The following is a 14,544-nucleotide window of genomic DNA, read 5'->3' as shown; positions in this document are numbered from 1 at the left end:
GGTCTATGCCTCACGGGTTGCTTTTGGCTGGCGACTGCAACTGGTTCAGGCGGCCAGTCTCAGGGTCTCCCTGAAACACCCCGCGAGAGTTTTCAGCCCGGGCTTTACTGCGCTCAATGATGGCCATGGGCGAGTTCTTCGCGAGTTGCTGGCGCATGTCCAACTCGATCTTGAGGTTGCCAATTTCCTGCTGCAGCGACGAACTCTGCAAATTGACGGCCTGCAGGGCCAGATCATTGGCCGCTACATTGGGTTCGCGGCTGCCAGCCAGTAGCGTGCGTTGCAAAATTAACGCCTTCTCCAGCACATCGGATAAAGCGACTTCCGAGGCCAATCGACGGGCAAGCACATCCTGATCACGTTCATCTTTCAGTGCCGCCACCACGCCCCGCGTGATCGGCAATGAATGGCTACTGGCAGCATTTAGATTGTCCACTGACAACGCTTTGCTGCCTGTCAGCAGCTCTTGCAGGGCCTTTAACTTGATATCGTAGGTTTCCTGGATAAGAGGTGTCAGGCCCACGCCTGCGGCAGTGACCGTTTTTGGACAGTTGTCACAGGTCTGTTGCTGCTGCTCCCCCAATACACGGTTGGCGAAAGTGCTGGCTTCCTGAGGGGAAGACCAAACATTGCACACCAGTCCATTGCCGCATATGTCCTTGTTGATCGAGGATGAGTCATTGGCTGCGCGTTTGTTCAGCAGGTTGTACCCGGCCCTGGTGACATCCCCCACGATGCGAATCGGCTTTTGCCCGGAGCCTCCTGCGCGATCACCATCGACCCAGGTCACGCCATCATTACCGCCTTTCTTTTCGACTTGTTCGACTGCAGATACGGCGTCCGTATTGGACTGCAAGGTCTTGCTCATAGCCTGGCCTTCGGCAAGCTTGCCCCAGCCCATTTGGTTGCCTGCGATATCGGCCATCCTGTCGCCGATGGCGCGGCAGGTACTTTTGGAGCGGTCAAAATCCAGCCGGGCCTGCAGAATGCCATTGGTAATCAAGTTGTAGAGGGCCGGGTTGGTACGTTGAAGGATCAAGGCGGGCAGTGAGGCCACCGCACCAGTGGCGTTCTGCACTACTGAAGTCATGATGTTTTGGAAACCAGCGGTTGCCCCGTTCAACTGATTTTCCAGCGTGTTACTTAGGCTCATGTTTCCGCAGACCAGATTGCTGTTCCAGCCGCCGCCCACTGCGATGCTGTCCATATTCCCGGCACTGCCCATCGTCACCGCGCTGCCGCCGCCGATGCTGTAAAGCACATCGTCACCGATGACACTGCCGGAGGAAGAGGCGCCTATCGGGTCGGCTGCAAAAACCGCCGAACTTGCGAGAGTCCACAGCAGCCCAAGCCCACTGAAAACTAGCGTTAGCTTGCTCATTGTTGGTAGTCCGTACTGCCGAGAAAAGTTTGACCGCGCCGCTGGCAGCACGAATAAGGCCGCCACAGTGCCCAGGTATAGCCACCGTCTTCTGCCTGGATCTGAACGTCACTATTGGGAAAAACAGCGCAGGACTGGCTTGTGCGTGGTCTCAGTTCTTGCCATTTACCGGTCTTGGCGTCGCCCTCGACAAGCGCACCAGCTGGCCAATACCCATCCTTGGCCTTGGCCAGCATGGGTAAGTAAACGTGGAATTGGCCGGAGCGCGTGGTGATATCACCCGCCCGCTGGGCGATCACAGCCCCCGTTTTGTAGTCATCCGACTGATGTAGAAAGCCACTGCGAGGATAAACGTTACCCCATAGTTCCGCGGTGGCCATGCTGCCGACTTCACGCCGACCGGGGATCAATGCTTCGGGGTAGATCGATTCGGGGATGCCGTATCGCCAGGCAATCGGATCAAGCGTGCTGACGAAGTAGGGCACCAGAGGCAACGTCGCCCCCTGGCAGGCATACCCCGAAGCACTGGCAAACTGACTGAACGTCGCACCGCCGGGATGCCCGATCACATCCGCTTCCTTGAACTTCAGCGCTGCGTTTTCGCCGATATGGTTGGTGGTCGCGTCATTACCCGCTTGAGACAGCGGAGTAGGCGTGCCGAGCACCGTCAGCTCGGCCCACGGATTCGCCCCTGTATTAGAGTACGCCGACACCACCGCATCCGGTACGTAATGGCGCACCTTGGTGGAAGTCTTCACCTTGCAGCCGAACGTCGTACACAACAGCCAGTAGCAGATTCCGACCACTTTGTACTCAAGGCACTGTGGCGAGAGCGAAGAGGCAACAATGGTGGCCGAGTTGATTGATGCGGATGCGCTGAAGGGCAGGTTGCAGATAAGGGCCAGCGAGACCGGGCGCAGCAGGTGGCGATTCATTGCGGCTGGCTCCTGGCGCGGTTGATCAGATCCAGGGCCTTGGCCACATCCGGTTCGCCATAGACCACATAACGTCGATCAACGACCACGGCCGGGATCTTCTCAATACCCAGGCTCCAAGCGTCAGTTAAATCTTGTTGGGCTTTGGCGAGGTCGGATTGCAGGCGTTTGCCGGAGGGGCTGTTCAAGCGGTTCTGGATGATAGCCGCAGCTTGTTGCGGATCTGAGGGGAGGGCGCGGGATAGTTCGGTTTCGAGGTGTTGCTGTTGGTCGATATGACTGATGAGGGTTTCATCAGTCGCTATTACAGGGCGTACTTTATCGGTGAAAACCTTGGTGTCAGCTTGGGTGATGCCTGGGCTGGACACTAGGACAAGGGCGATCATCAAAGGAAGTGATTGATTGGGACGTTCCTGTAGTGAATACATAATGCTACGCCTGAGGTGGGTTTTGGTACAAGAAACAGGAAAGTAATAACGGACGCAGCAAGAAATTATTTTTTGGTGAGTTGTTTATTTATTACTGAGGTTGGGCCTATGCGATCCGGATCGATCGAGGGCTTCCGTAGCAACAGCCAATTATCGATCCGCGTAAAATTCTATAAATACCAGGAGCGTAACCACATTTTGTTGGTACGGTATTTTTCTCAGTGGGTGTGCTTGCAGCGAAGGCGTGTTGCAAAATGTGTTCGAGTTGTGAACGAATTCACTCATCTGCACAGCATCAGATTGCTCAAGATGGTCGTTATAGTGCTAGTAGGTATGTAACAAGCTTGGAGGTTTTGGCATGAGGGGTTGATTGGTGTTGGTGTTGTTCGGATTGAAAGGTTGGCGGGTTGGATACAAAGATTGGATATCAGTAGTAGTTTATAGTTGTGGTGGTTTATGGCTGATGTGGAGTAATATTGTCTCTGATTTTAATTGAAGAAAATGATAGGAGTGGTGATGCTAGACGAACGGGAACTTGTTGGAGCGAAAGTTATTCGTGATCTTGAAGCGTTGGCGTTGGATTGTATTGAGGTGGATAAGTATGATTTCTTTACCGCGGCGCTATATCTTATTGCCGTACGCTGTGTTGATTGGGAAGCTAGTAAATGGATCGGAGAATGTCTTGAGCACGATTCGTACAATGAGAAAAAAGATAATCTGGTACTTGCTGAGGTCTTAGTGGGTTACTATGTTAGGCAATATGGGCGTGCATCTGTCGATTTCTCTGATTTTTCTGGGTACGATGTTGTAGAGCGGGTTGTGAGTAAGGCGTGCGCTTCCGCCACGCGCGATAATATTTTGTTTTTGTATGACTATATTTTTTATTTTGTTGTGTCTTCTTACGTTAAACTTGGTCGTCAGCATCCGGGCACTATCGCAGCACTTGTAACTGGGCTGAAGCGTGAGATGGATGTAGTTGATTACTTTCTCTATTTTGGGGAGGCCTTTTTACCAAGATGGAATTCGGTGCGTTATCCTCAGTATTATTTTAATCCTAATAATAGTACGTCATACCAGGATTTAGTTTTGCTAAGGCTAGTGGTGCACGATATAGAGCCTGTTCCTCTTGACTCGGATTTACAACTGCCTGAGTCCGACTTGTTCGGGGTTTTAGATATTCTATCTGGTTCTTCCTCTGTAGTGACATCAATGAGTCAGCTTGATGAGCTTTTTAAAAATCATAAGCTTCCTGAAAAGCTTCTGGTGGTATTGGAAGGAGTAAATGATGGCTCTGATGCTAATCTTAGAAAGAGAGTTAAAGAATATTTATATCATGAGGACTTACTTGAAGTCGTAATTGAATTTACAAGCTTTGATCATGGGGGTAGGCCCAAGAGATTGACTGCGTGGCTGTTGAATAAGTCAAAGCTTATACGTTATAGAACGCTCTGTGTGAATGTCAGTCATATAGTTGACCTTGAACGGGGAGTGACAACTGAGGATGCTGTGGGGTTTGCGGCTGCTTTGGTGGATTTGTGGTCGTCAAAAGTAAAGTTTAGAGCAGGGCGTTATCCAGCACTTATGAAAGAACCGCTGAAGGTTTTGTTTGCACGAAGCTTTGGTGACGGCTCCAATAAGATTTTAGATGCTAAATACAAAGATATTCCCGCTGTTTGTAAGGTTGTAAGTTCTGATGTGTTTCATAAAGGTGCTGTTTCAGTGGCTCGGCATTTGGCTGAGCCTGTCAGTACTTATCGTCTTCTCAGTATTGAGCCGGTGATCTCTCTGTTTATTGGAAATCCCAATAAATGTCGATTGATTTACATAATTGGTAATAATGGAGCAGGTAAAAGTCTGCTGCTCTCTAATCTTGTTGATGACTTATGTGAGCTTGAAATTCCTGTTTTAGGTGTTTCGTCAGGTGCTGCAGATCGTTTTAGCTCTAAACACCGTCTATTCAAGTACTGCGGTGAGAGTAGGTTGAGAGGTCGATCGGATAAAGTGATTGCCCGAAATTTGCTGAAGTCACTAATGAAGATTGTTAATGCGACACCTCGCGGGGATGTATTTGCATCCGTTATGGATCTTGTTAATTTGAAACATCGGCTTTATATGGTTCGTGAGGATTTGACGGATGAAGCACTGCTGAGAGGTGATAATTCGCACTTGATTATTGAATTGTCTCAGGCTAACAGGAACCTTATCAAGGAAGTGGGTGTTGGTCGTGACTTTGAGCCTGCATTGATGCGTGAGGATAGTAATAATATAGTTAGATTTAAAAATCTGAGTTCCGGCGAGCAGTGTATTGTTTTAATGCTCTCAAAGATAATATCTAGTGTTGAGCCTGGTGCTGTGGTTTTAGTTGATGAGCCTGAAATTAGTCTGCATGTGCATTGGCAACAGATGCTTCCCAAACTTTTTGAGGTTATTTCTAATAAGCTTGAATGTAGTTTTGTTGTCGCTACGCACTCTCCGACAGTTGTGGCGAATGTAGGAGGCGAGGAAAGTTATTGCTTTTTGGCGAATAAAGGTTTTCTAACGCCTATTCCTCCAGAGCAGAGGCATTCTGTCGAAACTATTTTACTTGAGGGATTTAAGGTTTACACTCCACATAATCGTGAAGTCCATGAGAGATGTGCGGCATTAGTTTCACAGGCAATTCGAGCAGTAAATGCTCCCGGAAATCTCGATCTGGATCAGAAAAGGGGGATGTTGGATGAGCTAAATGATATGACTGGAATTATAAATTCGAGTGGGAATGAGCAAGAAGTTCGTTCGCAACAAGATATAAGTCTCGTTGAGCAGGCTAAGCTAGCTATTGATGAGATTTATGATTTGGCGGGCAAGGAACTGTAAGAATGACCGATCCATTGCTACCCACTCCGCTCATGATGAGAACACTTGCAAAACAGTTTTGGGGCAATGCATACCCAGTTAAAAAGCACAGGCGTAATGCGCTTGTCGTGATTAGAACATTACGGAAAAAAGCGCAGGCTGGTGATAGAGGCGTTTGGAAAGAGTTGAGTGACTACGGCAAGCCCAGCGGTAATATCACTGGCCCTAAGATCAAGCAAGCATTGCGAAAGTTTTTGATAAGCCAGCAAGGGCACGAGTGCTGCTACTGTCGCAGGTGGTTGTTGAATAATGCGTATGCCAGTCCTATCGAGCATATTCTGCCTCGTGATATCTATCCTGAGTTTGCACTCCATTTCTGGAATTTGGCGGTGGCGTGTACCGCGTGTAATTCGGCTAAGACCGCGGACGATTGGGGTATGTTTGCGCCACCATATGTGAGCTATCCAATCCCTGAAAAAAGTGGGCACTTTTTTCACCCAAGATTTCACCAATTTAACCAGCATGTCAGATTTGTACGCGTTGAAACTAATGACGTTAAATTGATTGCATATGTTGGTATTACGGCTCAAGGTAAACATTTATGTTCAAGTTTGCTAAGTAAGGTTGTGGGTAAGGAACAGTTGTATCGTAATACTCCTGTTCTGACAGAATTTGAATGCCTCATGCGAGATTAAGATACGTCTGCGGACGCTCCAGACAGACCGGCTTTGCAGGCTTTTCAGGAGGCGCTGCAGGGAGTGGTAGAGACGCGAGTGAAAGATGGTTTCAGGGAGCTTTAGGGCTAGCAGATGTGTGAAATAGGGGGGCATCCTATCACCCCCCCTAACCCAACAGTCTCAATTAAATAGCCAGTGATTCAAGTTGCGATCAATATATTTGCAATGCGTATCTTTGCTGTGTGTAGGCTTTTTGCTATGAGCATTAATAATTTGTAGATTTGTATTCGCTGTCCTGCACCTGTTGAATCCCAAGCATAACGTCATCAATCAGCGCCTTCGCCATCTCGCTCAGATAATGTGAAGCCCATCGCATCGTCTCGTGGCCATCGTCCATGGCTCCCAAGAACGAGAGTGTGTTCACACAGTTTAAAAGGAGAGAGGCGTGCTGAAGTGCTTCTTCGCCCGAAACCCCAGGGTTGATACTAAACAGGCGCTGATCCTGAGCATTGCATTTGCCGAACGAGGCTCCACCAACCGTTTCGATCAAAGGTGACGAGATCATAGTTCACCGCCTTTCAAATCCAGGTGCCGGGATTTTGAATTTTGGGTGCTAATTTGTCTGGAGTTGGTCTGTATGACCGCGAGATCCATTGCTCGATGAGTTTCTGGGTGAATTTTGGACGGATTGAGAGTGTGTTTCACTTGGCGTAACTCCTATTGTTGAGGAGCTGCCACGGTTCGCCGCGAAACGAATGAGGGTGGCAGCTGTGCGCGGGTTCGCGGACCGGGACAATAGGAACCCGGCAGACCCGAAGGTCTCCCACGCACAGCCGCCATAACACGGAGTTGCGAACGCAAAAAAAGCGCCTGCAATTGTTATGGGGGCGCTTGTGCGCCTATTGTCTATCGGACCGCGACGTCCGGTCGCTGAATTTGCAGCGACAGCAAAAGGTTACCCCTCAGGTTTCGAAAGTGCAACTGCGCTCCCATCGTAGCTGCCCCTCAAAGCGGCTTGATCAGCTCAGGCCTTTGGTTTCTTACATTGCCTACCGCTGTGCTTACCGGATACCACTCAAATTCTTCAGTCGGCTGGCTGCATTCCAGCGCCAACTCTTCAGCTCTTAGTGCATCCAGATCGCTCTCCACCCATTCCCGGGCATGCTCAGGCGCAAGCACCACCGGGCGGCGATCATGAATATCCACCATCCCCTGATCGCTGGCGGCCGTGATAATCACGAAGCCGTCATCTTCATTTGGCTCGAGCCCAGGATGAACCTTGGCCAGCGCGGCAAAGAACATGGGGGCCTGGCTTTTAAGTCGAATGAAATAGGGCTGTTTCTTCTTGGGATCGTCCGGATCCTTGACCCACTCATACCACCCATCGGCCATCACCAGAGCCCGTTCGTTTGGCCAAAGTTGCTTGAAGAACTTGCCCGTGGTGACGGTTTCTACCCGGGCGTTGATGGGATCAGGGCGCTTGCCCTTGGCCCAAAAGGGCGCCCAGCCCCAGCGCACCGGATCTATTCGTAATCCGTCTGGCACCCCGTGCAGGATGTTGACGCGAGTGCTGGGCGCGATGTTGTAGCGGCCAATGGGCTGGTTGTCATACCCGCTGACGAGTTTTCGGTCTGATGCCAACACTTCCAGGTAATCCGCGATGCCCTGGGACTGCACAAATCTTCCGCACATGGTGATCACCTCTGACAAAGACAGTGCTGTTCAGAGCTTAGCTTCATCGGGTCGGGTGCTCCTCCTGTCAGAAACATCTGTCGGAAATATTGATCGGATGCGTCCTACAACGTTAACTGTATATACATACAGTTTATTAAAGGCGTGCGTCATGAGCTTCACACTCTTGGGTCCACTTGCTGAAGGCGGGGTTCGTTTACCGCTGTGCTCGTTCAAGATTCCAGCCGGGTTTCCGTCACCGGCTGCGGACCATATCGAGAAAGTCATCTCGCTGGACCAAGTGCTCAACGTGCGTGCGCCCCACGTTTACCTCGCGACTATCGATGGCGACAGTATGCAGGGCATCGGCATTTTCTCAGGGGATCTGGCGGTCATCGATCGCTCGGTCGAGCCCGTTAACGGGCATGTCGTGGTGGCACTGCTGAACAATGACCCGATCTGCAAACGTCTGTGTATCCGTGGGAAGGATGTCATCCTTAAGTCTGAAAACAGCAAATACCCGGACCGGCATGTCATGGAGGGAGACGACCTGTCGATCTGGGGGGTGATTACTCACAGCGTGCGCAGCCATGGTCACTAAGCCCAAGCCGGTTTTCGCCCTGATTGACTGCAACAGCTTCTATGCCAGCTGCGAGCGAGTATTCCGACCTGACCTGGCCAAAGTCCCCATCGTGGTGTTGAGCAACAATGACGGCTGCGTCATCGCCCGCAGTTACGACGCCAAGCCCTTTGTGAAAATGGGCGAGCCCTATTTCCAGATCAAACAACGCCTCCAGCAGCAGGGCATCGTCGCGTTCTCATCGAACTATGCGCTGTATGGAGATATGAGCGAGCGCGTCATGAGCCTGATCGAGTCCATGGTGCCGGCAGTGGAGGTGTACAGCATCGATGAATCCTTTGCCGACCTGACCGGCATTGCGGATGCCAGCGCCATGGGCCGGGAGTTGCGCGCCAGAATCCTCAAATGTACCGGTATACCCGTGGGCGTTGGCATTGGCCATACCAAAACCCTGGCCAAACTCGCCAACCACACCGCCAAGCGCCTCCAGGCGCACACCGGCGGCGTGGTGAACCTGTGTGGTGACCATGAGCGCGACTGGGTGCTGCGCAATACGGCCGTGTCTGAAGTCTGGGGAGTAGGACGCCGTATGACTGCTCACCTGGAGGGCATGGGCATCAAGACCGCGATGGACCTGGCCAAAGCTGATCCGTGGTCCCTGCGTAAAAAATTCAGCGTGGTGATCGAGAAAACCGCTCGTGAGTTGTCGGGTACGGCTTGCCTGGAACTGGACGAACCTGACCCGCCAAAGCAGGAAATCTGCTGCAGTCGGATGTTTGGCAAACGGCTGACCGAACTGGCACCGATCAAAGAGGCGGTGGCCACGTACATGATGCGCGCCTCGGAAAAACTGCGGGCACAAAAGTCCTACTGCAAGAAAGTCAGAGTCAGCATCCGTACCGGCATGTTCAACCCGGACGAAGCGAAATACGCCAAAGGGGTGATCGTGACCCTGCCATACCCGACGGATGATGTGCGACTGTTGACCAAGGCGGCAGTCGATGCGCTGGAGCATGTGTTTCAGCTCGGGTACAAGTACAGCAAGGCTGAGGTGTTGCTGCTGGATCTTCGTCAGCCGGGAGAGTTTTCTGATGACCTGTTTGCGGTCAATCAGCCCGCAGAAGCGTCCAGGGTGATGGCGGTGCTGGATCAGATCAACGGGCGCTGGGGCAGGGGCACGCTGCGTGCAGCCAGTGTGCCGAGCAAACCCGATTGGGGCATGCGGCGGGAGATGATGAGTCAGAGCTATACGACGAGGTTGGATCAGTTGTGGCGGGTTTCCTGTTAGACAGCGTGCATGGGCTGAAAACGGATAGCTGCTGCAAATGGTGGATGGTAGCTATCGGCCATAAGCTGCCTTTCATCTGTCCACAGAAAGACGCTCAACGTATCCTGCTGAAAGAAAACAATGAAAAGGAATTCAAATGAAAACTGATTGGCAACAAATTCGAGAAATGATGAGTACTGTCATCGATAGCTGTGAGCTGATCGAAACGGCAGGATTCAATGAAGAACATCGCTCCGCGACCGTAGAAATCAAAGGCGTTGATTACTCCGTTCAGGACTTTTTAATCAGTGCTTGGACGCTCCCGGAAAACATTCGCTACCAGATTATTCGTGAGCGTCATGAGGCTGGAAATGACCTTCCTTACGTGCCCGAAGCAGCACGCATTCTTGTCTCAATGGCGCAGGCTTGTGCGGAATTAGTCGGAGCAGCGGAGACGGCACCAGCTCAAAAAGCTATTGCAGGCATGAATAATTGGTACAAGACCTACGCTGTACAGCATATGACCACAGCCATCAGGCTCACAAAAAAAGAATCTGACGCTTAGATTCACTGGCGGATACGGATTATTCATCTCTGGTACGAACGCCTTCTATTGGGCGGAAGTACTCGTTAGTGGGCGACTGCTTTTAGCTGTAAGCAGTCCTCCACGAAGGGCTGCTTTGGGTCGAAAGCGGTCATTCGCCAACGTCCGTTTTTGGCCGATGCAGCCTTTCACGAACAGCAGGAAACGGCAAAAGCGGGTACTAGCAAGCGTTTTTTTGAAGCCCGTAAGAGGAAGCTCTCCGAGCCTACTCTCAAGGCATCGTGATATTCGGCTCGATCTTTTTTTCCATACAGATGCGAGGTTCGGTCGAGTAGGCGCGTTAGGGTAAGCAGTTGAGATCATCGAGGTTCATAAGTCTCTTCCAGTCGACTCCCCAAGGACTAAAGCCGTAGTAACGGCCTCCGCGCTGAGTGGCGTCCGCCACAAACTGTTCAAGTTCATCCTTGCCAGTCACTTTGAGAATTTTCTTCAGGTTCTCAAAATATTGGGCTGAAGCGGACCTAGTAAAGATTTCAAAAGCACCTGGATAATGGCCCAAATATACAAGAGTTTTAGGCCACCAATGGCCAGAATGAATTTCACACCGAACGAATAATAGGAAATCCGTTTGCATTAGACTCGAAAAATCTACACCGCTGGTGTTATTAAACTCTTTCGTGAGATCTGCGCTTAGGGATGTTCTATTTAACTGAAGGCGTTGATTTCTCTGGCTTAATATGCTGGCGTCGTTATAAAAGCACTCGTAGTTGGAAAGGTATGCGGCGGCGCGACGAGAATTAACATAATAAGATTTATCCAATAACTGGGTCGCTATCAGTAGCTTGCCATATTTTAAGCAGATGGTTATTGTATATAGAAATATCTCATGAATTATAAACTTGTAGTTATCGAAGTCCGTTTCTCGCCAGCCATTTAAATTTTCTGGTGCTTCTTGATATCTTAAAATGCTTTCTAAAAATCTGTGAAGATGATCTGCGGCTTCCTGCTGATCTAAGTATCGTGCTGTGTTTGTAACTACCTGGAGTAGTTCATTTCTGTACGCGGCAAACTCTGTAATATTTGCTACTACTTGGTCATCGAATAGGGCTTCATTTTTATGCTCAATTCGGAAGCGCTCTAAGTTTTCCGCAAAAATTGTCAGGTACTCTTCGAGCGCAGCACCTGCAATATTTTTTCCTTCCTTAATGGACGTCATGGCTCGTCGGGCTAATGGGGCAGTGCCGAGATTAATAGTAATTTCTTTGCTAAGAAAATCTGGTTTTTTTCCTAGTTTCGGCTTTTGATATTGGGGCTGGCCGTAGATGCATCGAATCAGCTCTTCGAACCCTTCGGAATAAGCTTCTGGATTGCTAAGGTCAATATATAGACGAGAATGATAGAAGGTGGGGATATATGCTTTACCTTCGTCATCCTTCTCTGCGATTACTGCTATAAATCTCTCTTGATCTACTTGCTCATACACTTTTTTGGAGATAATTTGTGTCTCTGTTCCTACACCGCCGCGACGCTCATCGGCTTTCTCTGAATAACTCTTATCTGAAATTATTAGCACTTTATCGATGGATTTATCGGTTACCATCGACTCCATAAAAGCAACAGCATCTCCACCAAGCCTCAAATCCCATTTATCTAATTTGACTTCTATTCCTGATGCCATAAGGCTTTCTGCGAGATCCAGAACCCAACGTTCGTGAGATGGACTGGACCAGCTATAAGAAATGAAAACTTTTGGATCTTTCAATGTCTAGCCTCTCAGAACACTGTGCTGGATTAAGTAATGCAGCTTATGTGCGAAACCTTGGAGAATTCAAGCAGAGTCGGTATTTTTGAGCCTGCGAGAAGCCCAACATCTTCGACTCCAAGTCCGCCATCCTCTTTATGTCTTTCAAAATTCAACAAACGTGCTTGCGAATTATGTTCGTATCGTTCAGCCCCAGGCCGCGAGCAGTCCCATGGTCAATGACAGCTTCTGGCCGACTCCGGCCCGTTCTGAAGGTAGGGGTCAAAGTTCGTTGGGGTGGCGATTGGAAAGGGAATGGAAGCTCGAAAGACGAGAGGTTTTTAGATCTTGTTCGCTTCGAGTTTCGATGAGATCGCTCTGAGCAGTCGCCGTTTCTCATCAAACCGGCGGTCAGCTTGGACCGGTGCTCAGTCCCTATGCGTTCTAACACCTTGTTTGCCAACGTGAGCGACTGGCCGATAAAGAATGGCATCAGCGGAAGAATCATAGAACGATTGGTAAAATGTGAATTCTTCACGGTTTCTTGTCTGACACATCCTCTCTACCATTTCAATAAGCTTATACTTGTCTGAATCAGCGGTTTTTATCCCGAATATAATACCGTCCAGATCATCAAAGGTGTAACGGAGCTTTCTATCATCTTCGTCAATATAGGAGTTAAACTGAGGCTTTAGAATAAGCCTGTACTCTTGCTCATTCGACCAGTGCCTTGTTTTTACCGTAAGGCTTTTAAAATTGTCTCTGTGATAATTAGCATGCCATTGCGGTTGATTCTCGAAAACATCCATTTTTCGTGAGCTTATATTTCCGCTTTTATCGGTATACCATTTGTCTATAACTTCTTGAGCGCCATATCCAGCTAGGTTACAAAAGAAATCAAGATCAGGGCTCTTTTCTGTATAGGAGACTTTACTGAAGTGAAATTTGGTTTGAGTCCACCACTTTATGCCCTGCTTTAATCCGGGCTTCATCAGCGAGATTCCAGGCTGCCCTTCATCATTATTCACTTTAAACTTAAGACAAACGCCCTGATGGTTATTGCCATACGTACCCCAGATTGCCGAGTTCTCACAATTCTCCATGAAACAGCTTACAAACCATTCAGAAGTTGTGAGTCTGATCCTTGAGGCCAAAAACTCTTCCGGAAAATCTATGCAAAGCCGTGTCCAATTTTGAGACTCGCCTATTTTCGACCTAGCATAACCTTTTACCAGATCATCACTTCTTAAAAATGCCAATGCAGAACTGTCGAATTCAGCTTCTAACAGCTCATCACCTAGGCCTTCGAAATAGTTTAGAAGATTGGTTGAGACTGTCAGCAGCTCCTCATGCGGTGCGCCATTTATACCGTAGCCTTTTTCAACAAGTTTGTAGGATACTAATACTTCAGAAATAATATGCATTGCAAAGGACTGAATCGACCGCAGGTGCAGCATTAGCTCGTTCTGATTTACTTCTCGCTCCTTAAATGCCAAAACTGCGATATGTCTCTTTACATTTGGCGAGTCAAAAAATCTCAATACAAGATCGGCAATCTCTCTGTAATTTTCAGGTGGCACTGCTTGAACTTCATAATTTGGATATATAGGAAAATCTAAAGCTTCAAACTCACCAGTAAAATATTGGGTATTTCGAATGAGTAAGCAGTCCATGAAGTGCTGGAAGAAATTCTCCCATACGACCGAATCTCCTTTCCATATGACCTCTCGGTGTCCTTCCAGTGGGTCGTTGAGCTTTTCCGGTGGCGAGAAATAGATATAGCACCCCTCCAGCTCGCTTTCTCTGTTACCACCAAGAAGGCTATTGACAGGGCGAAACCTATAAAGATGATTGAGCACTACTGTCACTCCAGGTCTGTTTGAGCTTCCATTTGCCACAACGCCGGGCATCTACGCTTCGATCTGACCCGTCACTGCAAGTCATACCAGCAAGGTTACGTCAGTTAAGGTCAGCTTCTGGCCGATAGCGGTCTATCGTGGGTTCTAGGGCCAATGGTTTCAAGCCTGGCCATCACGCAATTACGCAATAAGAATGGCCGATGGGCCGCCAGGGGGGATGTTGAAGATAATAAAAATAGCTTGAGAGTCTGCTTTCGGTACAGAGTGTGTAAAGACGCCTCTGCGAACCCTTGTGATGATTTCTGAGGATTTCATCGAAACAATTCAATGCTGCGCTTAGAGCAATATCCGTCCGGCCAGCACAGCTGCATATGGACGCTATGATTCGAGATGCTTTTCCAAAAATATACTATTGGGATCATATTCATATCCGCCGAATGGCCCTCGACGCTGATATCCGTTGCGCTCATAAAATGAAATTGCTTCCAGTTGTCGATAGCCGGTTTCAAGCATTAAATGAAAGCAGCCCTCCTTTCGAGCTTCGTTTTCTAGGCTCTGTACGTAAACCCAAGAAATACGATTTTCTGTAAAATACACCGCCATTAAAGCCAGGAGGCCAAGATGGC

General features: G+C 49.1%; 13 protein-coding genes. 5 read left to right on the top strand and 8 right to left on the bottom strand.

Annotated elements, in window-relative coordinates:
* Positions 1-10: 10 nt before the first annotated feature.
* Genes GHO42_RS20795 through GHO42_RS20785 form a run of 3 tightly spaced genes read right to left on the bottom strand, consistent with a single transcriptional unit; the run spans position 11 to position 2,744 of the window.
* Positions 11-1,429: an integrating conjugative element protein gene (locus GHO42_RS20795; protein WP_371926146.1), complete on the bottom strand. Its 1,419-nt coding sequence runs from the start codon at positions 1,427-1,429 to the stop codon at positions 11-13.
* The gene (locus tag GHO42_RS20790) at positions 1,378-2,316 is read right to left on the bottom strand and encodes a TIGR03756 family integrating conjugative element protein (protein WP_153326777.1); all 939 of its coding nucleotides are present in this window, start codon (positions 2,314-2,316) and stop codon (positions 1,378-1,380) included. Before GHO42_RS20790 ends, GHO42_RS20795 begins: the two co-directional genes overlap by 52 nt.
* Positions 2,313-2,744 (bottom strand): TIGR03757 family integrating conjugative element protein, encoded by a 432-nt coding sequence (locus GHO42_RS20785; protein WP_178114938.1) that lies wholly within the window; start codon positions 2,742-2,744, stop codon positions 2,313-2,315. Before GHO42_RS20785 ends, GHO42_RS20790 begins: the two co-directional genes overlap by 4 nt.
* A gap of 516 nt (positions 2,745-3,260) precedes the next feature.
* Between GHO42_RS20785 and GHO42_RS20780 the strand changes: the two genes are divergently transcribed.
* Both GHO42_RS20780 and GHO42_RS20775 read left to right on the top strand, forming a co-directional pair.
* Entirely contained in the window at positions 3,261-5,600 is a 2,340-nt protein-coding gene (locus tag GHO42_RS20780) for an AAA family ATPase (protein WP_178114937.1), read from the top strand.
* Between the two features lie 2 nt (positions 5,601-5,602).
* Positions 5,603-6,274: an HNH endonuclease gene (locus tag GHO42_RS20775; RefSeq protein WP_153384178.1), complete on the top strand. Its 672-nt coding sequence runs from the start codon at positions 5,603-5,605 to the stop codon at positions 6,272-6,274.
* A gap of 247 nt (positions 6,275-6,521) precedes the next feature.
* On the opposite strand, the gene GHO42_RS20770 is transcribed toward GHO42_RS20775, so the two are convergent.
* Both GHO42_RS20770 and GHO42_RS20765 read right to left on the bottom strand, forming a co-directional pair.
* Positions 6,522-6,821: a DUF3077 domain-containing protein gene (locus GHO42_RS20770; protein ID WP_153326772.1), complete on the bottom strand. Its 300-nt coding sequence runs from the start codon at positions 6,819-6,821 to the stop codon at positions 6,522-6,524.
* A 440-nt stretch (positions 6,822-7,261) separates the two neighbouring features.
* Positions 7,262-7,948, bottom strand: a complete 687-nt coding sequence (locus GHO42_RS20765) for an SOS response-associated peptidase family protein (protein WP_153326843.1) — start codon at positions 7,946-7,948, stop codon at positions 7,262-7,264.
* Positions 7,949-8,099: 151 nt separating this feature from the next.
* Between GHO42_RS20765 and GHO42_RS20760 the strand changes: the two genes are divergently transcribed.
* From GHO42_RS20760 to GHO42_RS20750, 3 genes are all read left to right on the top strand, one after another.
* A complete protein-coding gene (locus tag GHO42_RS20760; RefSeq protein WP_153326770.1) occupies positions 8,100-8,528 on the top strand; it encodes a LexA family transcriptional regulator in 429 nt (142 codons plus the stop codon).
* Positions 8,518-9,795: a translesion error-prone DNA polymerase V subunit UmuC gene (umuC, locus tag GHO42_RS20755; RefSeq protein ID WP_095022934.1), complete on the top strand. Its 1,278-nt coding sequence runs from the start codon at positions 8,518-8,520 to the stop codon at positions 9,793-9,795. Before GHO42_RS20760 ends, umuC begins: the two co-directional genes overlap by 11 nt.
* A gap of 136 nt (positions 9,796-9,931) precedes the next feature.
* On the top strand, positions 9,932-10,339 hold the full coding sequence (locus GHO42_RS20750; protein ID WP_095022933.1) for a hypothetical protein: 408 nt from the start codon (positions 9,932-9,934) through the stop codon (positions 10,337-10,339).
* Between the two features lie 319 nt (positions 10,340-10,658).
* Here the strand turns inward: GHO42_RS20750 and GHO42_RS20745 are convergent, their stop codons facing one another.
* The 3 genes from GHO42_RS20745 to GHO42_RS25905 all read right to left on the bottom strand — a co-directional run.
* Entirely contained in the window at positions 10,659-12,080 is a 1,422-nt protein-coding gene (locus GHO42_RS20745; protein ID WP_153326768.1) for an SEFIR domain-containing protein, read from the bottom strand.
* Between the two features lie 407 nt (positions 12,081-12,487).
* Positions 12,488-13,918 (bottom strand): DUF2971 domain-containing protein, encoded by a 1,431-nt coding sequence (locus tag GHO42_RS20740; RefSeq protein WP_178126943.1) that lies wholly within the window; start codon positions 13,916-13,918, stop codon positions 12,488-12,490.
* Positions 13,919-14,296: 378 nt separating this feature from the next.
* The coding region (locus GHO42_RS25905) for a GNAT family N-acetyltransferase (RefSeq protein ID WP_218576012.1) at positions 14,297-14,544 on the bottom strand (248 nt) is incomplete at its 5' end.

The organism is Pseudomonas sp. FSL R10-0056, assembly GCF_009600105.1.
Lineage (GTDB): Bacteria > Pseudomonadota > Gammaproteobacteria > Pseudomonadales > Pseudomonadaceae > Aquipseudomonas > Aquipseudomonas bubulae.
The sequence above is the reverse complement of the archived record's forward strand: the minus strand, read 5'-3'. Positions and strand labels throughout refer to the sequence as shown.

Excerpts from the sequence above, each read along its gene's own strand:
- GHO42_RS20780 (WP_178114937.1), top strand. The coding sequence starts at position 3,261 with ATGCTAGACGAACGGGAACTTGTTGGAGCGAAAGTTATTCGTGATCTT.
- GHO42_RS20765 (WP_153326843.1), bottom strand. The coding sequence starts at position 7,948 with ATGTGCGGAAGATTTGTGCAGTCCCAGGGCATCGCGGATTACCTGGAA.
- GHO42_RS20775 (WP_153384178.1), top strand. The coding sequence starts at position 5,603 with ATGACCGATCCATTGCTACCCACTCCGCTCATGATGAGAACACTTGCA.
- GHO42_RS20770 (WP_153326772.1), bottom strand. The coding sequence starts at position 6,821 with ATGATCTCGTCACCTTTGATCGAAACGGTTGGTGGAGCCTCGTTCGGC.
- umuC (WP_095022934.1), top strand. The coding sequence starts at position 8,518 with ATGGTCACTAAGCCCAAGCCGGTTTTCGCCCTGATTGACTGCAACAGC.
- GHO42_RS20790 (WP_153326777.1), bottom strand. The coding sequence starts at position 2,316 with ATGAATCGCCACCTGCTGCGCCCGGTCTCGCTGGCCCTTATCTGCAAC.
- GHO42_RS20760 (WP_153326770.1), top strand. The coding sequence starts at position 8,100 with ATGAGCTTCACACTCTTGGGTCCACTTGCTGAAGGCGGGGTTCGTTTA.
- GHO42_RS20750 (WP_095022933.1), top strand. The coding sequence starts at position 9,932 with ATGAAAACTGATTGGCAACAAATTCGAGAAATGATGAGTACTGTCATC.
- GHO42_RS20785 (WP_178114938.1), bottom strand. The coding sequence starts at position 2,744 with ATGTATTCACTACAGGAACGTCCCAATCAATCACTTCCTTTGATGATC.